We start from the raw sequence: 20,698 nt of genomic DNA, 5'->3' as shown, positions 1-20,698 counted from the left end.
CCAATCGAGAACCCCCAGAGGAGAAAACCCTCACCCGCGCCTTCGGCGCGACCTCTCCCGCAAGCGGGAGAGGTGCAGCGAGCTCGCGGTGAGAGCAGTTCAACAAACATCACTCCGCGCTCCAAAACCTCACCGCGCCAACAACTCCTCGTGCGCCAGTGCGCGGCCGACCTGGACCAGGCAATCGCCGCTTTGGCTGTCGGTGTGCAGGCGTTGCGAGATCACGATGCCGTCGGCGGGGAAGCGCAACACCTCTTCGGGCACGTCCGGGCGCTCGAAATCATGGTACCAGCCAGCGATGTCGCCGGCCTTGACGCGCGCGCCGACCGTAACGGCCGGCTCGAACCAGCCGCGCCGGGTCGCGAACACCGCCTGCGCATGGCTTTGCAGGGCCAGCAATTCGGTGAGACGCTCGACCGGCGCATGAGGTCCAAGCACGGGTGCTTGCACGATGCCGAGCGCCAGCAGCAAGCGGTCGACGGCCCGCGCGGTGAGCGCCATGGTTTGCGGCGTGACCGTACCGCCGCCGCCGAATTCGCCTGACAGCCCGATCGCGCCGGCACGCGCCGCGGCCGCCATCGAGGTCGGTGCGGCCGCGCCGTTCTCGGCGACGAAGGCGAAAGGCATCCCCAACCCTTCCATCAGGCGCAGCGCCTGGTCGAACATCTCTGGTGGTCCTTGCCGCTCGATCAGCGCGCAGGGCACATGCGCCATCGAGGTGCCGCCGGAATGGATGTCGAAGACGACGTCGTGGCGCGGAAACAGCTCGTGCTCGAGGAAGTGGGCCAGACGAAACGTCGGCGTGCCACCGGCGTCGCCCGGGAAGGCGCGGTTGAGGTTGCCCTCGTCGAGCGGCGAGCGCCGTCGCGCCGCCATCACGGCGGGCAGGTTGGCGAAGGGCAGGATGGTGATCTCGCCCTTGATGGCGGCACGATCGAGCCGGCGATAGAGCCGCGTCAGCGTGATCTCGCCCTCATATTCGTCGCCGTGATTGCCGGCCATCAAGAGAAGCTTTGGGCCGGCGCCGTTCCTGATCCGGAAGATCGGGATCTTGAGCTGGAAGTAGGGGGAGCGATCGATCGAGAAGGGAATGCCGAGATGGCCGGACCATTTCTGGTCCTTCTCGAAATCGATCTCGTGAAAAAGTCCGGTATGCATGGATGGCCTCTGGGCTGCGTCGTCGCCGACGCCGGCCGCTTTTAGAGCAAGGCGACCGCGGTCATCTCGACGCGCAGATCGGGATCGGCGAGGCGGGCTTCGACGCAGGCCCGCGCCGGGGGATTGGCCGGATCGATCCAGGCGTCATAGACCGAGTTCATGGTGTCGAAATCGGTGATGTGGGGCAGGAAGACGTTGACCGCGACCAGCTTGGAGCGATCGGAGCCGGCTTCCTTCAGCAGCGCGTCGATCTTGGCGAGCACCTGCTGGGTTTGCGACACGATGCCTGCCTTGCGGTCATCGGCGACCTGGCCGGCGATGTGCACCATGCCGCCGGCGGCAACCGCCTGGCTCATGCGCGGGCCGACGACGTAACGTTTGATCATCTGAAACTTCTCCTCGTGAAGATGAGCTCCCGCGCATGGCGCGGGAGCATTGTCTGAATTACAGCGTTGGCAGCGACTGCTCTTCCTTGAACCATTTGTGCTGCAGCGCGCCGAGCTTGCCGTTGAGCTTGTTGGTGAAGATGTCGGTGTTGATCCAGTTGAGCAGGTTCTGCTCGCCCTGGCGCACGCCGACATGGGCCGGCGACTGGCGGATCAGGAATTTCAGCTCGACCTCCTTGGTCGGGTTCTGCTCCTGGACCTTGATCGCGATCGCGCTGTTCTCGGCAAAGGTATCGGCCTGTCCGGCGAGAAAGGCGGCGATCGCCGCCGGCGTGTCCTCGAAGCGGACGAGCTTCACCTTCGGTGCGTTGTCGGTGAGCCAGACGTCGAGCGTCGTGCCCTTGGCGACCGCGACGGTGCGCCCCTCCAGATTGTCCGGCTTCTTGCCGGTCGCGGACGGAAGCGACTTGGCGCCATAGACGCCGAGGTTCACCACCGCATAGGGCTGCGAGAACATCACCTGCTGCGCGCGCTCCGGCGTGGCGCCGAGACCTGCGATCAGGATGTCGATCTTGTCGGACAAGAGGCTCGGGATGCGCGCTGCGCCCGTCACCGGGACGAGCTCGAGCTTCACGCCCATGTCTGCGGCGATCAGCTTGGCGAGGTCGGCATCGAGGCCTGCGATCTCGCCCTTGTCGTCCTTGAAGCCCCAGGGTGCGGCGTCGGTGAGGATGCCGACGCGGAGCTTGCCCGCACCGAGCACGTCCTGGAGCTTGTCGGCCTTGGCAAGGCTTGTCGCAGCGAGGACGGCAAGTGCCGCTGCTGCGATCGTGAAGAGGGACTTCCGCTGTCTCATGACTTTCTCCTGGTGGTGGATTGGTGGGACGACGTTCATTTCGCCGAAGCAATGAAGCTTGCGAGCTCGGGTGTCTCGGGGTTGGCGAAGAGCTTGGCCGGCGGTCCCTGTTCCCAGACGCGGCCCTGATGCATGAAAACGATGCGGTCGGCGACGTTGCGGGCAAAGCCCATCTCGTGGGTGACGAGGATCATCGTCATGCCCTGCTTGGCCATCGCCTCCATCACCTTCAGCACTTCGCCGACCAGCTCGGGGTCGAGTGCGGAGGTCACCTCGTCGAACAGCATGAGGTGAGGGGCCATGGCGAGGCAGCGGGCGATCGCGACGCGCTGCTGCTGGCCGCCGGAGAGCTGCTCCGGCCAGGCGTCGATCTTGTCGGCAAGCCCGACACGGGTGAGGACGTCTTCGGCCAGCGCGCGGGCTTTTGCCTTGTCGATGCGGCCGGTGAGCAGCGGGGCGAGCGTGATGTTGCGCTCGACCTTCAGATGCGGGAACAGGTTGAAGGCCTGAAACACGATGCCGACGCGCTGACGAAATTTCTTGAGGTCGCGCATCCTGGCGTGAACCTTCTCGCCCTCGACGCGGATCTCACCGGCATCGACGCTCTCCAGCGCATTGATGCAGCGGAGCAGCGTCGATTTGCCGGAGCCGGAGCGGCCGATGATCGTGACGATCTCGCCTTCCTCGACGTCGAGCGAGACGCCCTTGAGCACGTCGACCCGGCCGAACTTCTTGTGCACGTCGCGGATTTCAACGAGAGCCATCGAGGCGGGCCTCCAGGGAGCGGGACCAGAGCGTGAGCGGCAGGCAGAGCGCGAAATAGATCGCGGCGACGAGCGCGTAGGTGAGGAGCGGCTGGAACGTCGCAGCGCTCACCACTTGCCCGGCGCGGGCAAGCTCGACGAAGCCGAGGATCGAGGCGAGCGAGGTGCCCTTGATGAGCTGCACCAGGAAGCCGACGGTCGGCGGCAGCGACAGCCGCAGCGCCTGCGGTGCGATGATGTGGCGGAACTGCTGCCACAGCGACAGGCCGAGGCAGCTTCCAGCTTCCCATTGCGCCTGCTTCACCGCCTCGAGCCCGCCGCGCCAGATCTCGCCGAGGAAGGCGGCGGTGTAGAGCGTATAGGCGATGGTGACGGCGATGATCGCGGGCACCTGGATGCCGAGGAACACCGGCATGCCGAAGTAGAAGAAGAACAGCAGCCCGAGGAGCGGCACGCTCTGGATGATTTGGATGATCGCCGCCATCGTCCAGCGCATGCCGGCGAAGCGGCTGATGCGGCCCATGGCAAGCCCGAGCGCGAGCGGCGCGCCGAAGGCGAGGGCAAGCACGACGAGGACGACGGTCCAGCGCAGGGCTGCGAACAGCGAGACGAAATCGATGAGGGAGAAGGATCGCATCGCCTCGTCCTCAGCGCCGACGCGGCCAGCGGAAGGCCGCCGCGCCGAGAAGTGCGAATAGTGCCTTGAACGACATCGCCATCGCGAAATACACGATGCAGATCACCGCGTAGACCTCGAAGCTGCGATAGGTCCGGCTCTCGATGAAGCCGGCGACGTGAAACAGCTCGTCAGTGGCCACCTGCGAGGCGAGCGAGGTGCCGAGCAAGAGCAGGACGAACTGGCTGGTCACGGCCGGATACGCATTGCGCAGCGCCGGCGGCAGCACGATGTGGCGAAACACCTGCCAGCCGGAAAGCCCGAGGCACTGCCCGGCCTCGACCTGGCTCCGCGGAATGGAATCGAGGCCCGAGCGGATGATCTCGACCGAATAGGCGCCGAAATAGAGCGACAGCGCCACCGCGGCCGCCTCGAACGCCGGCAGCTTCAGGCCGAAGCTCGGCAGCACGAAAAAGACGATGAAGATCTGGATCAGCGACGGCGTGTTGCGGAACAGCTCGATATAGCCGCGCACCAGCCAGCGCAGCGATTTAATGCGTCCCTTCAGCGCGACGGCGCCCGCAACGCCGATCAACAGCCCGAACAGCGCCGAAATCACGGTCAGTTCGAGCGTGACGATGGCGCCGTCGATCAACTGGTTCTGATAGCGCCAGAGCGGGAGGAAGTTCATGCGCTGCTCAACCGAACTGCGTGGTGAGCGCACGCGTGACCGTGCCGCCGGCATCGAGGCCATAGATCACGCGCCAGCGGTCGAGACAGGTGCAGGGATGCGAGATGCCGAAGGCGATGATGTCGCCGACGGTGAGCGGGCTGTCCGTAGGCAGGGCGACGAAGGCGTGCTGGTCGTTGAGCCGGGTGACGGTGAGCGTCCTGGCAAGGCCTCGTTGCTCTACGCCGTCGCGGAAGACGCGTAAGGGCACCGGAAGGCCCTGATCGAAGGAGGCATCGCGCATGCCGAATCCGCAGATCGCAAGCCCGGCTTCGGGGCGTGACAGCACCTCGGCCCAGAGCGTGAGGGCAGGGCGAAAGCTTTCGGCCGCGGAGCGGCGCACGCCATCGATGACGAGACCGCCGCGCCGGTCGACTTCCGCGAAGGCGCGCGCATAGATGCCGTGATCGGCGAAGAACAGCGCGCCGGAGCGCAGGACGACGCTCGCGTTGCCGTCGCGCTGCGCGACCGGCGCAAGCGCTGTTGCGACGACATCGAAATAAGCTGAGCCGCCGGCGCTGAGGACCAAAGGGCGGCCAGCGGCGGCATTGCGCACGAGCGCAAAAGCCTCGATCGTGCGCGCCATCAGTTTCGCGATGGCGCGCGCGGTTTCGTCTGCGTCCGGCGTGGCGACAGCACCTTCGTAAGTCGCGACGCCGCCGAGCATCAGCCCCTTCGCAGCGAGTACCGCCGCGATGACGGCCTCGACCGCCACGCGATCGCGCGCGCCGGCGCGGCCCGCGCCGAGCTCGACCAGCACGGAAATGTCGCTGCGGCCCGACAGGTGCGCGGCTTGCGCAAGCGAGGCGACCGCAGCCGGCGAGTCCGCGAAGGCGTAAAACTCCACGTCAGGATAGGCGCTCAGCAGCGCGCCGAGACGCCGTCCCGCGGCAAGGCCGCCGATCTCGTTTGCCAGGAGCAGACGGCGTTCGCCGTGGGCGAGCAGCACGGCCGCCTGCTGGATGTTGGCGACCGTCGTGCCCCAGGCGCCGGCCTCGCGCAGCGAGCGGGCGAGCTCCGGCGACATCGGCGTCTTGGCGTGCGGAGCAATGGCAACGCCGGCGCCGCTGCACCAGCGCAGGAAGAGGTCGCGGTTAGCAGCGAAAGCGGCTTCATCCAGGGTGAGGGCGGGGAGCCCGAGGTCGCCGTGGGCGGGCTGCCAGCTCTGGTTGCCGATCTCCTCGGTGGCGAGGCCATCGACAACGGGGATGCCCCTCGTGGTCGCAGAGAGGCGCATGGCGCGCTCCCACCGGGAAAACGACTGCATTGTCACTCCGTCTCGCGGCGTCCAATCGCCAGCGACGACGATATGACAGAAATGACAACGTTGTCATTAGGAGTTTTTAGCCATTTCTGGTGTAAGAGCGATGCATAGAGGTACTAAAGTAGGGAGGAATGCCTAAGGATGAGGCTGGCCCATCTGTGCCAGCAATTCCTCGATATCGACATCGACCTGTCCGGTCGCCCTGACGTGGCGGACCTCAAAACTGTCGGGCTGGAAGCGGTATTCGACGAGACCGGTCTCCTTGATCCCGATCCGCACCTGACGCGTGTCGCTGGGGATGACGAAGCCGGCCGAGGGCGCCCAGACGTGCCGGGTGTGGCCATAGGTGAAATCGCGGCGCTGATGGACATGACCGGTCGCAATGAGGCCGAGATCGAGATGTGAAAACATCTCGATCAGGCGCCGCCGCGCGGGTTGGGGCACGTAGCGGATGGAGGTGTCCACGGTTTCGGGGTCGCCGGGCAGATTCAGAAATAACGGCTTGTGCACAAACAGCGCGATCGGCTTGCCGCTCGCGCGTGACAATTGCGAGGCGAGCCAGTCGAATTGCTCACTCTCGAACTCCAGCCCCGAATTCATCACCAGCGAGTTGAGGCCGATAAAGCACCAGCCGGCCGCCTCGAACTGCCAATGGTCGTGGCCGAAGACGGTGCAGAACTGCTGGCGATGTCTCTCATCGACAGGCGGCGATGGCGCGGGCCCGATCGCGGTCGGATTGTCGCCGATGTCGTGATTGCCCGGCAGATAGCGGCACGGCACGGGCAGCGCGTCGTGCAGGGTTTTTGCAAACTCCATGTCGTCGCGGCTGGTCGGACCGTCGAAGGAGACGTCGCCGGTGTTGACGACGAGATCGGGCCTGTTCGCGTCGATGTGCTCGCTGACGCGGTGGAAGTTTGCGATCAGGCCGGGAAAGCGTCGGCCGAGATGCGTGTCGGAAACCTGCGTCAGGCGAAACTCGGACATGACCGATCGTACCCGTTGTCGCACGTCGGTACGATGACGGGGCGGGCATGCATCGCAATGAACAAAGTTTAAAACACGCGGTAGCGGATCGTGAATGCGTCCTGCGGAGCCACGGCGCTCGCGATCGGCGAGACGACACGGTCGGCGAGGTGCCAAGGACCGAATTGTCCGCCGAATTGTCCGCCGAATTGCCCGCTGTGGGCGGGATCGGCGGGCGCCGACATGAGGATGCCGAGCCCGCCATCGGCGGAATCACTGAAGAGGGAGGAGAGGGACGACAACAGGGGCATGGTGGCGTTCGCGGCTCGCGCGGGATAGGAGGCCAAAATCGCTTTAACTATCGACAGTTGGTCGCAGATGCGGGAACGGCGGTTCAAGTCGTTGATTGTCAGGGCCAGCGGTGGCGGCTAATGACGGTCTCGCCCTCCGCACCAAGCGGGAAGGATCCCGATGTCCGTTCAAATGGTTTTGCTGCCGGTCTTCGTTCAGGTCGCGCTGACTTTCGCGCTCCTGATCTGGATGGCGCTAACGCGGCGCGAGACGCTGGTCTCCGGCGAGACCAAGATCCGCGACATTGCGCTCGGCGAGCCGAACTGGCCGAAGCGCGCCACACAGATCGCCAATTGCTTTGCCAACCAGTTCGAGCTGCCGGTGCTGTTCTACGTGCTGATCGCACTGGCGCTGCCGCTGCGCCATGCCGATCTGTTCATCGTGCTGATGTCCTGGGTGTTCGTGGTGAGTCGCTTCGCCCATGCCCGCATCTCCGTCACATCGAACGATCTCGGCCTGCGCTCGACGATCTGGCTCGCCGGCGTCTTGGTGCTGCTCGCGATGTGGATCTACTTCGCGCTGAAGATTTTGTTGCTGATCTGATGCTTCAGCTTGATCCGGAAAAGTGGGTACCGGTTTTCCGATAAGATCATGCTCAATCAAAAAGCTAGAGCGCGATAATGGTATCGCGCTCCAGCATCGGATTTCATTCTGAAAGATTTGATATGACCCCTGCTGCACGGCTGTCCGCGGCCATCGAACTGATCGACACCATCGAGAAAGACCGCGTGCCCGCGGCGAAGGCGCTGAAGGAGTGGGGCACCGCGCACCGCTTCGCCGGCTCCGGCGACCGCGCCGCGATTGCCGGCCTCGTCTGGGACGTGCTGCGTCGCTACGCCTCCAGCGCCTGGCTCATGGACTCCGACACGGCGCGGGCGCGCCTGATCGGCATGCTGCGCCTGGAGCGCAACATGGACACGCCGACCATGGCGGCGATGTTCGACGGCGGCCGCTATGCGCCGGCGCCGCTGACCGAGGCCGAGCAGGCCGCGCTCGCCTCGCGCTCCCTCGCGGACGCGCCGGCTTCGGTTGCCAGCGACTATCCCGAATGGCTCGATCCGCACCTTGCAAAAGTGTTCGGCGAGACCCGCGCGGCGGAAGCTGCCGCAATGGCGAGCCGCGCGCCGCTCGACCTGCGCATCAACACGCTCAAAGGCAATCGCGACAAGGTGCTGCGCTCGCTCGCTCATCTGGGCGCGAAGCCGACGCCGTGGTCGCCGAACGGCCTGCGCATCGAGCTTGGCGCCGACGCGCGCAATCCCGGCATCCAGGCCGAGGAGGATTTCATCAAGGGCGCCATTGAGGTTCAGGATGAAGGCTCGCAGCTCGCGGCCTTGCTTACGGCCGCAAAACCCGGCGAGCAGGTGATCGATCTCTGTGCAGGTGCCGGCGGCAAGACACTGGCGCTGGCCGCCCTCATGCAAGGCAAGGGACGTCTGATCGCGACCGATCGCGACAAGCGGCAACTTGCTCCCATTCACGAACGCCTGTCGCGCGCGGGCGTCCACAACGCGGAGATCCGCACGCCCAAGGGCGAGGCCGATCCGCTCGCCGATATCCGCAGCACCGCGGACCTCGTCGTGATCGACGCCCCCTGCACGGGAACCGGCACCTGGCGCCGCAACCCCGACGCCAAATGGCGCATGCGCCCCGGCGCCCTGGAGATCCGGCTGAAGGATCAGGCCGAAGTGCTCGAGCGCGCCGTGCCGCTGGTGAAGGCCGGCGGCCGCATCGCCTACATCACCTGCTCGGTGCTATCTGAGGAGAACGGCGAGCAGGTGAGGGCATTCGTGGCGCGCCATCCGGAGTTTTCGCTCGTGCCGAGTGAGCAGACCGCGAGCGTGCTCTGGGACAAGGCGGATGCCTTTGCAGAGGCCGCGCTCAAGACGCCCGAGGGCTGGTTGTTGACCCCCCGCCGCACCGGCACGGACGGATTCTTCGTCTCGGTGCTGAAGAAGGCATAGCTTCCTAAAGCATGATCCGGAAAAGTGTGAAGCGGTTTTCCGGAAAGATCATGCGCAAACAACAACCTAAAGCGCGATGACGATTCATCCTAATCTCATCGCGCTTTAGGGTGGGCTAGCGAGGCGTAACCCACCGCTTCTGTCGCCGTGGGAAAAGTGGTGGGTTACGCCTTCGGCTAACCCCCGCGAGCGCAGCGCCACCATCCCGCCCAAAAACAAAGCCCCGCGCACCGAAGCTCGCTCGGTGGCGGGGCCTGATCGCTTACGCTCTGCCAGTACGTCCGTGGTCAGAGCGCCGTGCTGTGTCGCGCGGCCGGACTAGCCGGCGCGGATGTTGTCAGCCGAAGACTTGCCGCTGCGGCGGTCTGCGACGATGTCGAACGACACCTTCTGGCCTTCGTTGAGGGTGCTCAGACCAGCGCGTTCAACGGCGCTGATGTGAACGAAGACGTCCTTTGCGCCGTCGTCCGGCTGGATGAAGCCGAAGCCCTTTTGGTTGTTGAACCACTTCACGGTGCCCATAGCCATGGGAATTTCCTTTGTTAGATAAGATACGCACGTGGACCGGTACGCATTGCGCCCATGATCCTGATGAGTCGATGTTTTGGAGAAATCATCTGAAGCGTGCGCGCCCGTCAAAAAAACGAGGCGAAGCGGCCCAGTCGTTCGGCCAAGTATCGATATCACAATATAGCGAGATAATGGGGCTACTTCAAGGCACCACCCGTGGGTCGGGACATCGCACCGGTTTTCTATCTTGCGCTGCAATTGGGCGTGCCTTCTCGGCCAGCGCAGCTCCCCGTCGTCGGCTGGCACGGCGCAAGTGAGCCTTTGCTCACCTGCGGCCGGCGCGGCCATTTTCCGCCGAAATCGGCCCAAAAATCCGGCGGGAAAGCCGGTTTCCGGCATTGCGGGGGCGTGCCCGCTCGCGTATTTGCTTGCCATGACAGCAGCACAGAACGACCGCGCCCCGTCGTCGCCCCATGTGGCCTCGGCGCATGACAAGATTCTCATCGTCGACTTCGGCAGCCAGGTGACGCAGCTCATTGCGCGTCGCGTGCGCGAGGACGGCGTCTACTGCGAGATCGTCCCGTTCAACAAGGCCGAAGAGGCTTTTCTGGAGATGAAGCCGAAAGCGGTGATTCTCTCCGGTGGACCGGAATCGGTGCATGAAGAGGGCTCGCCCCGTGCGCCCCAGCTGATCTTCGCCTCCGGCGTGCCGGTGATGGGCATCTGCTACGGCCAGATGACCATGGCGGCCCAGTTGGGCGGCGAGGTCCAAGGCGGGCACCACCGCGAATTCGGCCGCGCCGATGTCGAGGTGAAAGCCGAGAGCAAGCTGTTCGAGGACGTCTGGTCGCTCGGCGGCAAGAATCAGGTCTGGATGAGCCACGGCGACCGCATCACCAGGATGCCGCCGGGATTCACGGTGGCCGGCACCTCGCCGAACGCGCCGTTCGCGATCATCCAGGACGAGAAGCGCAAGTACTACGGGTTGATGTTCCACCCCGAGGTGGTGCATACGCCCGACGGCGCAAAGCTGCTCCGCAACTTCGTGCGCAAGATCGCGGGCCTTAGCGGCGACTGGACCATGCGCGCCTTCCGCGAGGAGGCGATCCAGAAGATCCGCAGCCAGGTCGGCAAGGGCAGGGTGATCTGCGGTCTCTCCGGCGGCGTCGATTCGGCGGTGGCCGCGGTGCTGATCCACGAGGCGATCGGCGACCAGCTCACCTGCGTCTTCGTCGATCACGGCCTGCTCCGCCTCGACGAGGCCAGGACGGTCGTCGATCTCTTCCGCGGCCACTACAACATCCCGCTCGTGCACGTGGATGCCTCAAAGCAGTTCCTCGGCGAGCTCGAAGGCGTCACCGATCCCGAAAAGAAGCGCAAGACCATCGGCCGGCTCTTCATCGACGTATTCGACGCGGAGGCCAAGAAGATCGGCGGCGCCGATTTCCTCGCGCAGGGCACGCTCTACCCCGACGTGATCGAGAGCGTCTCCTTCACCGGCGGTCCGTCGGTGACGATCAAGTCGCATCACAATGTCGGCGGTTTGCCTGAGCGCATGAACATGAAGCTCGTCGAACCCCTGCGCGAGCTCTTCAAGGACGAGGTGCGCGCGCTCGGCCGCGAGCTTGGCCTGCCCGAAATCTTCGTCGGCCGCCACCCGTTCCCGGGCCCCGGCCTCGCCATCCGCTGCCCCGGCGACATCACCCGCGACAAGCTCGACATCCTGCGCAAGGCCGATGCCGTCTACATCGACCAGATCCGCAAGCACGGTCTCTACGATGAGATCTGGCAGGCCTTTGCCGTGCTGCTCCCGGTGAAGACGGTGGGCGTCATGGGCGACGGCCGCACGTATGATTTCGTCCTGGGCCTGCGCGCGGTGACATCCACCGACGGCATGACCGCGGACTTCTATCAGTTCGACATGAAGTTTCTGGGCGAGACGGCGACGCGCATCATCAACGAGGTGAAGGGCGTAAATAGGGTGGTGTACGACGTGACGAGCAAGCCGCCCGGGACGATTGAGTGGGAATAATTTGGGTCCGTCCGGGACTACCTCGCTCTATCCAATTGCACGAATTAACAGACTGATTTTACGACTGAATTCGTCATCTACGTTCGATATCTATCGATACGCAGAAATTTGGCCAGACGGGGCGCCTGACGGCGTCACCGCCCATTGAAACCACCGATCCTGATCGATACCGTCACGCGCGATGCTGCGTCTGACGGTATTTTTCTTTGTCCAAGTCTTTGTAAAACAAAGAAAATTCCGGCCAGTCGCGGCTGAAAAGTGGCCGACGGTATTTGCCTGGAGGGGAAGTCGTTGCTGACAGATGCTGCGCTTAAAGCTCTGAGACCAAAGGAAAAATCGTACAAAATCACCGACCGCGACGGCATGTACGCGCTCGTGACGCCGGGTGGAACTGTGTCGTTCAGGCTTGATTACCGTTTGCATGGCCGACGCGAGACCGTCGTTCTCGGGAGGTACGGCCCGACCGGCCTGTCGCTCGCACGCGCTCGCGAGAAATGCATCGATGCGAGGCGCGCAATCGGTGAAGGTCGTTCCCCTGCGATCGAGAAACAGCGCGAGAAGCGGCGTCTCCTTGAAGCCAGGAGTTTCGGCGAGCTCGGAGAGAAGTGGCTCGACGCGGCACCCATGGCCGACAGTACGCGGGCAATGCGGCGATCGATCTTCGAACGCGAGCTGCTTCCCGTTTGGCGCAGGCGCCTCCTGAATGAGATTGCACCGGACGATCTGCGTGCCCATTGCGCTGCGATCGTGGAGCGCGGGGCCCCTGCAACAGCGATCCATGTCCGCGATATCGTGAAGCAGATCTACGGGTTTGCGATCCTGCACGGCGAGAAGATTGCCAATCCAGCGGACGAGGTTGGACCTGCGTCGATCGCAAGCTTTGTCCCGAGAGACCGTTCGCTTTCACCGACAGAAATTCGTATCATGCTCAAACAACTGGAACATGTCGCGACATTGCCCACCATCAGGCTGGGAATGCGTCTCTATCTGCTCACGATGGTCCGCAAGAGCGAGCTGCTTGATGCTACATGGGATGAAGTCGATTTCGAGAATGCAGTCTGGACAATTCCCAAGGAGCGTATGAAGCGCTCCAAGGCGCACAACGTGTATTTCTCGCGCCATGTGCTCGATATCTTCATTGCGTTGAAGACTTGCGCAGGAAACTCGAAGTACGTCCTGCCGTCGCGCTATGACGCCGACGCTCCGATGTCGCGAGCAACGTTTAACCGCGTAACATATCTTGTCGTCGAGCAGGCAAGAAAGGAGGGACTTCCGCTGGAGCCGTTCACGGTTCACGACCTGCGAAGGACGGCGTCAACTCTCCTGAACGAACTAGGTTTTAACAGCGACTGGATCGAAAAGTGCCTTGCGCACGAGGACGGACGGTCGTCGAGGGGAGTCTACAACAAGGCAGAGTACGAGGTACAGCGTCGCCATATGATGCAGGAGTGGTCCAACATCGTTGATGCCTGGATCGGTGGCCAGAAATACATCCCGGCGCTCATTCCGCCGTCAATGCCGCTCGTGCAGCCCGACCCGGCCCTTTAACCGGCCGGGTTCGGCGTTGCCTCACGTCAGGATGTGGCGCGCGCGAGAGAGGTGTCGACCTGCGCAAAGCCAGCCATGCTTCGACCTCAGCAAGGTCCCACACGACACATCGAGCCGAAAGCGCGAAACGTCTCGGAAAGTCGCCGCGCTGCTCCATCTCATAGATGGTGCTGTCGGCAAGCGGGACCATCTCGCGAAGCTGGTCTCGCCGGATGGTGCGCTTGATCGGTGTGATTTCCCGACGCGCCATACTGCTTTCTCCATGCGATTGAGACCAATAAGTGCTGTGCGCCTAAGATTTTTGGCTCCGCCCGGCAACCGGCTGGCCAGCGTGTCGTACAAAAAGAAACGTTCGGCGATTTCGGTTGACCTGATGAGGCCAGTTCCCTTGCACGCCGCTGGCAGGGAAAGGATCATGTCGGCGTAGAGGGCGGCCGGTTAAGACCGATCGGCTGCAGGCCATGCCCACAAGCACTATCGCCTGAAGGAAGAACACGACGATTGGTCATTCGCTGAGATTGCGCTGCCGTAAGCAAAGCCAGCGGTTGGCTTTCTCTGTTGTCGCAAGATCGACGATGGCCGCTGCCTTCGCGGAAGGGTCCATTCCAGCTAACAAGTCGCGAGGCGCATGGCCGGCCGATACCGCTGCCCAGTATCAGCTGCTCAGCACTGTCATGCAGGAAGCTGGGACCAAAATCGTGTCGAGTCGGGAAGAGGCGACTTGGAACAGCTGCGGCGAAGCCACCGTCTCTCCGTTTGATGTCGATACGGTTGAGAGTTGATTGCTCACATGGAGGATGAGCTCGCGGAAGATCTCACAATAGCCGACAGATTTCTGAATGATATTGAACGCTACACGTCCTTCAGCCTCGATCGTGAGAGACGCATTTTTCGAGAGTTTTCCAGCGTCATCTGCCCGTCGGCGTCCCAATGCTCAAACGCGTGCTGGCGCCTCCAGGGCAAACGGACTGCAGAACCGGGCTCACAACTTCGGTCGACAAGATTGCGGTGGGCGAGGCGAGGGATCGCGACGGGCGCGACCGACCGCTGCCGAGGTGGGAGGGTGCCGCGTGGTCGGGGAGGGCGAACTCTTTCTCATGAACTGGCAGTCCGACGACTCCCTGGACGGCCGGTATTTTGGGTTTCTGCCCGCGTCGGCTGTTATCGGCCATGCGTTCCCGGTGTCGACGTGGGAGGAGTGATCGTGCGTGTTGCAGGTGTCTGCCGCGCCATTCCTCTGTTCGATCGATTGAGGGACCATTCCTCCGTCTCGACCGGTGCTTGCAAGGCCGACGCGCGCAGCCGCGGTCCAGGGCGGCCGAACGGCCGGCGCGAAGCGGCTTTACCCTGGACGGGCGCGAGCACGACGGCATGCTTGGCTCGGTCGGGAGCGCGCATCTGGGCTGTCGTGCCACTGCAGTTCGTTTTCACGATTTGCAGCAGTGCCGTTCTCGCCGGGGAGGAATTTGCTGGCCAGCCAGTGAAGGATCAGGCTAGCAATGTGCTTGCGCCCTTGATTGTAGAAGCCTCACGACGGTTCGCGGTGCCCGTGCTCTGGATCAGCTCGGTGATCCGTCTGGAGAGCGCCGGCGATGTGCGCGCCAAATCGCCGAAAGGCGCAATGGGATTGATGCAAATCATGCCGGGGACCTGGTATTGGCAACGATCCCTACCACGCTCGCGACAACATTTTGGTTGGCACGGCGTATCTAGCTGAACTGCTGGACCGCTATGGCGCGCCCGGTGCGTTTGCAGCATACAATGCCGGGCCAGCACGCTACGAACGGCATATCACCGGTGAACCGTTGCCGGCAGAGATGCAAGCGTATGTCGCCAATCTCGCGACCTTGGTGGGGGTGTCGACTCGCTGGCCAGCTCTCTTGGACCGTCGTCCCGCTCTTCGTCACGCAATCGGAACGCAAGAGCAGTCCAGATTGGCAACAGGCCAGGAGCGTTGCAAACGACGCGATCGCTTCTTCGGGTGTTCACGCCTTGTCATCGATCATTCCGAGGGGGCGAGCCTGTTCAGCGCGAGATCCGACGTTGGAGGCGCGCGATGAGCAATGGCGTGAACCGGCGAGCGCCGGGGTACGCTGGAGTGGACTTGGCGGAAACGGGAGGACAGTGGGGAAGCACGAGGGTGGGACCTTCAAATCGGGCTCCGAGAAACCGGTGCACGGGGATCGCCGCCGTGTGGCCGAATCTGGAGCCCGGTGCAACGACTTAGGTCGTCGTTCGCATACAGGAGAGCTCCGATGAAGCTTTACGTTGGGTTGGACGTCGGTCTGGAAGAAACCAGTCTTTGCATTATCGATGGTGAAGGTCTCACGGTTCGTGAACTCAAGTTCACGACCGAGCCAACGGCGATCCGCTCCGCTGTAGAGGACTACGCGGATCGCTGGAGAGAGTGGGAGTCGAGGCGTCATCGCTTGGCATCTGGCTCTATTGCGAACTGCAGCCAGCCGGGCTTCCGGTCATTGTCGTCGAAGCGCGCCACATGCGTGTGTCACTGTCGACGATGCGCAATAAGACCGACCGAAACGATGCCCGCGGCATTGCGCAGATGATGCGGTTGAGCTGGTACCGCGCCGTCCATGTCAAGAATATCGACATGCAGAAGATGCGCACGCTGCTGACCAACCGGAAGCTGCTCAAGCGTAAACTGATCGACATCGAAAACCAAGTTCGTGATGCGCTGCGGGCCTATGGGTTGCTCGTTGGAGCCGTCGCCCGCGGTGCCTACGAAGCCCGCGTGCGCGAGCTGATCGACCGTAGCGATCCGATCTTCGTAATGACCATCGAGGCATTGTTGGATGTGCGCCGCGCCATCCTTGAGGGTTACGATCGGTTGCATCGTGTGCTGCTGCAGGTCGTCCAGCATGATGCTGTCTGCCGCCGCCTGATGACGGTTCCAGCGTCGGTCCCGTTGCGGCCCTGTCGTTCAAGGTCGGCGTCGATGATCCCCGGCGCTTTGCCAGATCGCGAACGGTAGGCGCGCATTTTGGCTTGGCGCCGAGGCGGCACCAGTCCGGCACGTCGATCGACTACGAAGGGCGCATCAGCAAACAGGGCGACGTCGCCGTGCGGGAGACGCTTTGCGAGGCGGCTGCAAGCCTGCTGCTGCGTCAGGAAATGGTCGGCCTTGCGGGCGTGGGGCCTGCGGATCGCCAAACGGTCAAGCATGTTGTGCGCGATCACCGCGGTCGCGCGCAAGCTGGCGAGCATTCTGCACCGGATGTGGGTCAGCGCGACCGATTTCCACGTCGGATTCGGCGCCAAGGCTGCGGTTGAAACCTGCACAGTAGCGGCGTGGCACATGACGACAGATTAGCGCTGGGTTTGCGCCAGGCATGTTGAGGAGAAGCGAAATTGGAGATCCGCGCGCGGTGGGCGTCCCCTGGCGGAGCCGCGAAACGGGGAATGTCCGCTATCTCTTGCCTGCTACCGCCCTTCGGGGACGAGAACACCGGACTGCTTGGACAGCCCTGTTTACGAACCTGATGAAGAGCATGCGACGGCCCAAGTGCTGAATGCGAAGGAACGCATGGATCCCGCCTGGTGAATGCACGTCGCGTACGCAACTGTGGTGAAGTTGCGCGTTGTTGGTGCAGGGAGTCGGTAGTGGCTGAAGTTCGAAGAGTCGAAGAAAAGCGTAGGAATGAGTTGACTTTGCCCGCCCGATTAGGAAGGCAAGATAAAGCGAACTGGCGTTCGCTGGCTCCCTCTGGTCGCAAGGGTTTGTCTGCACATTGGTTTTTGCGGGTTTCCGCGGCACCATTTTGGCGCCTTGCAGAGTGTGCGGGTGTCGCTTTTCGAATTTTCATGATTGATTTCAATCCTCCGAGCGGCGTCGCTTACAATGTGCGGCGGCGGCGCTTCCGCCGGTCGTTCGCTGCAACGCCTCTTCCCACGATTTGATGCTATCGCGGTCTTCGTGACCTTGTGCGAGCCATTTTCTCGCGTAGATCGTCCGTTGATGGTGAGAGATGACGGCGACGAATTTCGGGTCAGACCAGGACGAGTCCGCAGCGGCGGCACGCGCCTCGGCTCGAAGGCCCAGCCATTCCTCAAGCAAGTCCAGATCGCCGTGCGCAAGGCCGGCGGAAATCCCTCTCGGATCGGCGGATCGCGATCGCCAAGCGGCCGAAGCGGGAAGGCCAGCGGCAGGTTCAATGCCCGTGGCCGCGGCGCGAAGGTCGTGGCCTCGCTGCCCCGGGATGGCGGCGGATGGCAGAGCGATGCCGCTGGCCGCTTCCGCTCACGCCGTGTCGTCGTCAAGGCCAAGGTCGTCAAGCTTAACCCGCAGAGCGGGCCGCGTAGCCCCAGGATGCGCGGGCTGGCAAGCAAGGCGGTCGATGCACACTTGCGCTATCTCGAACGAGACGGTGTGACCCGCGAGGGCGAGAAGGGCAGGGTTTATTCTGCCTTTGAGGATGAGGCCGACGGCAAGGGCTTTGTCGAGCGCGGACGCGGGGATCGCCATCAGTTCCGCTTCATCGTCGCCCCAGAAGACTCCACCGAGATGGTCGACCTGCGTGGCTTCACCCGCGACCTGATGCGGCAAATGGAGATCGACTTGGAGACACGCCTCGACTGGATCGCGGTCGACCATCACAACACTGGCCACCCCCACACCCATATCCTGGTCCGTGGCGTCACTGACGACGGCAAGATCCTCAACATCGCCGGCGACTATATCGCCCACGGCATCCGACACCGGGCGAGCGACTTCGTTACCAGGGAACTTGGCCACCAGACCGAGATCGAACTGCAGGCCAAGCTCGCCAATGAGGTGACCGCCGAGCGGCTGACCCGGCTCGACAAGGCGCTGCTGTCCGAGCAGCGCGAGGCCGGCGTCATCGATCTGAGATCGGGTGAAGGGGCAAGCTACTTGGTGCGCCAGAACCGGGCCCTCATGATCGGCCGGGTCAAGCAGCTTGAGCGGTATGGGTTGGCATCCGAAGCTGAGCCCGGACGCTGGGTCCTGTCCGGCAAGACCGAGATCACCCTGAAAGAGCTTGGCGAGCGCAACGACATCATCAAGACCATGCACCGAGCGCTTTCCGAGCAGGGTCTCGCGGAGGAGCGTGGGGTTGGTCAATACGCCCTTCACGGCGGCTCGATCGACCAGACCGTGGTCGGTCGCGTCCTGGCCAAGGGACTGGCCGGAGACGAAATGAGCGAGCGGCTCATTCTTGTGATCGATGGAGTCGACGGAAGGGTTCATCACATAGAGTTCGTTGATGCCTCCCGGGTCGAGGAGGTCCGGCGTGGTTTGATCGTCGAGGCGGCTCCTCCCACCTCCGGGACGCGGGCGGCCGACCGCAACATCGCCATCAACGCTGAGGAGGGCGACGGCATCTATCGGCCCAGCCGGCATCTGGCCCGGATTAAGGACAGCTTCGAACGCCAGGGTAAGGACCCGGAGAGTTTTGTCCGCTTCCACGTTCGCCGATTGGAGGCGCTCCGCCGGGCCGGGCATGTCGAGCGGCTCGATGAGGATCTTTGGCGGGTGCCGAACGACATCGTCGAGCGCGGGCAGTCCTACGACCCCGCTCACGGCGGCAACCGGCCCCAGCTACGGATCCTTTCCACCATCGACCTTGAGCGGCAGATAACCAGCGACGGAGCGACCTGGCTCGACCGGGAGTTGATCGCCCGGGATGCGATTTCGGTCAAAGACCTCGGCTTTGGCCGACAGGTCAGGCAGGCGCTCAGCCAGCGGGCCCAGCGACTCGTCGAGATGGGCTATGCCGTGACCAAGGACGGGAAGACGACGATTTCCCGGACCAGCATCGCCACCCTCGAACGGAAGGAGATCGAGCGGGTCGGACAGGAGATGGCGTCCTCCTTGGGACGAACCTTCCAACCGGTCAAGGCAGGCGACTACGTCACTGGGGCTCTCGTCGGTTCGACCAATCTCACCAGCGGCCGCTTTGCCATGCTCGAAGTCCTGAGCGCCGACGGTGGCCTCGGCTTTGCCCTCGTCCCCTGGCAGCCAGTCCTCGACAAGCGCATTGGGCAACACGTCTCTGGCATCACGCTGGATAACGGCGGCATCGATTGGAGCTTCGGACGAAAGCGCGGGCTGGGGTTGTAAGCCTCGTCGTATGGCCTTGCTGCTTCCGGCGCTGGCTCGGCAAGCAGTGAAGGCCTGGTGCAACTGCATTTGGCTCTATGCGAATCCGGTACCGCGTATCGTGTGCCGATCGCGAGCGACGATCAGTGGTGCGGCAATGCAGCCACTCCCAAGGAGCAGCCAGTCTTGCGGCACATGGAGTAGAATGGCCGCGCTTCCGCCGATCAGCGACCAAACAACGGGGATGACAAGCAGCCAGCGTGGCACCGGACGCATCGTCGTCAGAAGCAGTCCGAACGTGAAGATGGTCGCGGGACAAGGTGTGACGCCAAACATGGGCATTCCGGATAATCATGACCGATGGCGCCCCCGATCAACGGATAGACAATTGCTGCATAGGCTATGAACGCGGCGCCGATCCCGGTGGACAGGTCCGGCTGCAAGCCGAAGCTACCTACGGCGGCTCCGGGCAATGTTGCGCTGCGGAGCAGCGGCTTCTTGCGCGACATCAAAGCGCTTCGCTCCGGTCGCCGTAAGGTTAGCATGTAGCCGAACAACCTCTTGTCAGGCTGCTGAGGTTATGAGGCCCGGGCTCCTAGGCACACCGGGCCTCGCCTTATCCGCATCGTGATTGCGTGTATGTCTCACCGTGCCGAGGCGACGGGAGGCTCGACATGTTCGCCAAAGATTACGCCGACGACCTGAGCGCGACCGTGCGCTATGCGCTAGAGACAACTCGTGCAATCGCGGTCTGTCCCTTTCACTGTGAAGTGAGCATCCGCATGGGTGACGATGCGGCCGAGAGCCATGCTTTTGAGCGCGCCAAGAGGATCGTCAGGAGCGACGGTACGAATTGGGAGCCGCAAGACCTCAGGGAAGAGATTGGACGGCAGTTGAGCGAAGCCGCAGATGGTGAATGTCCTCACTGCGTGTCGCGTTGATCCTGCACTTGGGTGAGCATCGAGGTCGGCGGATGGGGCGTGCCCTCTCGCGATAACCTTTGGTCCTTAGCCGCCATGTGCGTGTTTGCGTTCGGCGTCACAGCGCTTGTTTCTCCGCACTAAGCCTCAACTCGGCGGCTTGATCCGGCCTTAGCCTCCGACCGCAGTGGTATCGGAGGGTTCAGAGATGTGCAATAATACCTGCTCTGGCGCAGCATGGTGAACATCCCATGGAGCGATATATCCGCAACGAGAACATCCGTCGTTACCGAAAGCTGCTTGAGGAAGAGAAGGACGAAGAGAAGCGCAATACGATCCGCAAGCTGCTGGCCGAGGAAGAGGCCAAAGAAGCACCACTGAGCCCATCCGAGCAGGATGAGAGGCACCTTTAGGGCAGCGGCTTCCGGATCGGCAAAGGGCCGTTCGGCGGCGAACTTTCATCAGCTTGCGGCTCTGCCTTCGGCAATGCGCGCAAGGCCCTTCCATGCCAAAGCGAGCTGCAACCACCTCAGCCTTTCAGCCGGACAGCTTGCAGC

Annotated in this window: 20 protein-coding genes and 3 pseudogenes; 11 read left to right on the top strand and 12 right to left on the bottom strand. The window is 63.2% G+C overall.

The genetic code is table 11. The features are described from left to right. Positions 1–129: 129 nt before the first annotated feature. The 9 genes and pseudogenes from QQL28_RS13560 to QQL28_RS45900 form a co-directional block, all read right to left on the bottom strand. Positions 130–1,158 (bottom strand): succinylglutamate desuccinylase/aspartoacylase family protein, encoded by a 1,029-nt coding sequence (locus QQL28_RS13560; RefSeq protein ID WP_284265803.1) that lies wholly within the window; start codon positions 1,156–1,158, stop codon positions 130–132. Between the two features lie 41 nt (positions 1,159–1,199). Next, complete coding sequence (locus QQL28_RS13555) at positions 1,200–1,544, bottom strand: RidA family protein (protein ID WP_284265801.1); 345 nt, start codon at positions 1,542–1,544, stop codon at positions 1,200–1,202. Positions 1,545–1,602: 58 nt separating this feature from the next. Further along, positions 1,603–2,400, bottom strand: coding sequence for a transporter substrate-binding domain-containing protein (locus QQL28_RS13550; RefSeq protein WP_284265799.1), 798 nt, complete (start codon positions 2,398–2,400; stop codon positions 1,603–1,605). A gap of 35 nt (positions 2,401–2,435) precedes the next feature. After that, positions 2,436–3,164, bottom strand: a complete 729-nt coding sequence (locus QQL28_RS13545) for an amino acid ABC transporter ATP-binding protein (RefSeq protein WP_284265797.1) — start codon at positions 3,162–3,164, stop codon at positions 2,436–2,438. Then, positions 3,151–3,801: an amino acid ABC transporter permease gene (locus QQL28_RS13540; RefSeq protein ID WP_284265795.1), complete on the bottom strand. Its 651-nt coding sequence runs from the start codon at positions 3,799–3,801 to the stop codon at positions 3,151–3,153. Before QQL28_RS13540 ends, QQL28_RS13545 begins: the two co-directional genes overlap by 14 nt. Positions 3,802–3,811: 10 nt before the next feature. Continuing rightward, positions 3,812–4,471 (bottom strand): amino acid ABC transporter permease, encoded by a 660-nt coding sequence (locus QQL28_RS13535; protein ID WP_284265793.1) that lies wholly within the window; start codon positions 4,469–4,471, stop codon positions 3,812–3,814. Positions 4,472–4,478: 7 nt separating this feature from the next. Beyond that, positions 4,479–5,777 carry an alanine racemase gene (locus QQL28_RS13530; protein WP_431309599.1) on the bottom strand — a complete coding sequence of 433 codons (1,299 nt, stop codon included), beginning with the start codon at positions 5,775–5,777 and terminating at the stop codon, positions 4,479–4,481. A gap of 132 nt (positions 5,778–5,909) precedes the next feature. Further along, a complete protein-coding gene (locus QQL28_RS13525) occupies positions 5,910–6,758 on the bottom strand; it encodes a metallophosphoesterase family protein (protein WP_284265789.1) in 849 nt (282 codons plus the stop codon). A 68-nt stretch (positions 6,759–6,826) separates the two neighbouring features. Next, positions 6,827–6,973 (bottom strand): annotated as a pseudogene (locus tag QQL28_RS45900) (acriflavin resistance protein); the annotation flags it as partial. Positions 6,974–7,208: 235 nt separating this feature from the next. Here QQL28_RS45900 and QQL28_RS13515 point away from each other — a divergent pair. Both QQL28_RS13515 and QQL28_RS13510 read left to right on the top strand, forming a co-directional pair. Beyond that, entirely contained in the window at positions 7,209–7,631 is a 423-nt protein-coding gene (locus tag QQL28_RS13515) for an MAPEG family protein (RefSeq protein ID WP_284265785.1), read from the top strand. Between the two features lie 122 nt (positions 7,632–7,753). Next, positions 7,754–9,052, top strand: a complete 1,299-nt coding sequence (locus QQL28_RS13510; protein ID WP_284265782.1) for an RsmB/NOP family class I SAM-dependent RNA methyltransferase — start codon at positions 7,754–7,756, stop codon at positions 9,050–9,052. Between the two features lie 318 nt (positions 9,053–9,370). On the opposite strand, the gene QQL28_RS13505 is transcribed toward QQL28_RS13510, so the two are convergent. Beyond that, a complete protein-coding gene (locus QQL28_RS13505; protein ID WP_027526965.1) occupies positions 9,371–9,580 on the bottom strand; it encodes a cold-shock protein in 210 nt (69 codons plus the stop codon). 415 nt (positions 9,581–9,995) lie between these two features. On the opposite strand from QQL28_RS13505, the gene guaA reads away from it, so the two are divergent. After that, entirely contained in the window at positions 9,996–11,594 is a 1,599-nt protein-coding gene (guaA, locus tag QQL28_RS13500) for a glutamine-hydrolyzing GMP synthase (protein ID WP_284265778.1), read from the top strand. A 291-nt stretch (positions 11,595–11,885) separates the two neighbouring features. Next, positions 11,886–13,142, top strand: a complete 1,257-nt coding sequence (locus QQL28_RS13495; RefSeq protein ID WP_284266176.1) for a tyrosine-type recombinase/integrase — start codon at positions 11,886–11,888, stop codon at positions 13,140–13,142. On the opposite strand, the gene QQL28_RS13490 is transcribed toward QQL28_RS13495, so the two are convergent. After that, positions 13,096–13,392 (bottom strand): helix-turn-helix transcriptional regulator, encoded by a 297-nt coding sequence (locus QQL28_RS13490; RefSeq protein WP_284265776.1) that lies wholly within the window; start codon positions 13,390–13,392, stop codon positions 13,096–13,098. The two genes, QQL28_RS13495 and QQL28_RS13490, sit on opposite strands and share 47 nt — an antisense overlap. A 659-nt stretch (positions 13,393–14,051) precedes the next feature. Here QQL28_RS13490 and QQL28_RS13485 point away from each other — a divergent pair. The 5 genes and pseudogenes from QQL28_RS13485 to QQL28_RS13470 all read left to right on the top strand — a co-directional run. Next, positions 14,052–14,344, top strand: a pseudogene (locus tag QQL28_RS13485) (S26 family signal peptidase); the annotation flags it as partial. Next, positions 14,341–14,859, top strand: coding sequence for a transglycosylase SLT domain-containing protein (locus tag QQL28_RS13480; RefSeq protein ID WP_348522494.1), 519 nt, complete (start codon positions 14,341–14,343; stop codon positions 14,857–14,859). The pseudogene QQL28_RS13485 and the gene QQL28_RS13480, both read left to right, overlap by 4 nt. Beyond that, positions 14,834–15,202, top strand: a complete 369-nt coding sequence (locus tag QQL28_RS45895) for a lytic transglycosylase domain-containing protein (protein ID WP_348522493.1) — start codon at positions 14,834–14,836, stop codon at positions 15,200–15,202. The genes QQL28_RS13480 and QQL28_RS45895 overlap by 26 nt, the downstream gene beginning before the upstream one ends. 195 nt (positions 15,203–15,397) lie before the next feature. Continuing rightward, positions 15,398–16,473 (top strand): annotated as a pseudogene (locus QQL28_RS13475) (IS110 family RNA-guided transposase). Between the two features lie 528 nt (positions 16,474–17,001). Next, positions 17,002–19,242, top strand: a complete 2,241-nt coding sequence (locus QQL28_RS13470) for a DUF3363 domain-containing protein (protein WP_284265774.1) — start codon at positions 17,002–17,004, stop codon at positions 19,240–19,242. A 75-nt stretch (positions 19,243–19,317) separates the two neighbouring features. Here the strand turns inward: QQL28_RS13470 and QQL28_RS13465 are convergent, their stop codons facing one another. Continuing rightward, the gene (locus QQL28_RS13465) at positions 19,318–19,557 is read right to left on the bottom strand and encodes a DUF6064 family protein (protein ID WP_284265772.1); all 240 of its coding nucleotides are present in this window, start codon (positions 19,555–19,557) and stop codon (positions 19,318–19,320) included. Positions 19,558–19,895: 338 nt separating this feature from the next. Here QQL28_RS13465 and QQL28_RS13460 point away from each other — a divergent pair, with 338 nt between their 5' ends. Together QQL28_RS13460 and QQL28_RS13455 are read left to right on the top strand one after the other, a co-directional pair. Further along, the gene (locus tag QQL28_RS13460) at positions 19,896–20,162 is read left to right on the top strand and encodes a hypothetical protein (protein WP_284265770.1); all 267 of its coding nucleotides are present in this window, start codon (positions 19,896–19,898) and stop codon (positions 20,160–20,162) included. Between the two features lie 230 nt (positions 20,163–20,392). Next, a complete protein-coding gene (locus QQL28_RS13455) occupies positions 20,393–20,554 on the top strand; it encodes a hypothetical protein (protein WP_284265768.1) in 162 nt (53 codons plus the stop codon). Positions 20,555–20,698 lie beyond the last annotated feature (144 nt).

Source organism: Bradyrhizobium iriomotense, assembly GCF_030160715.1.
In the GTDB taxonomy this organism is placed as follows: domain Bacteria; phylum Pseudomonadota; class Alphaproteobacteria; order Rhizobiales; family Xanthobacteraceae; genus Bradyrhizobium; species Bradyrhizobium iriomotense.
This window is presented reverse-complemented; position numbering and strand designations above follow the sequence as displayed.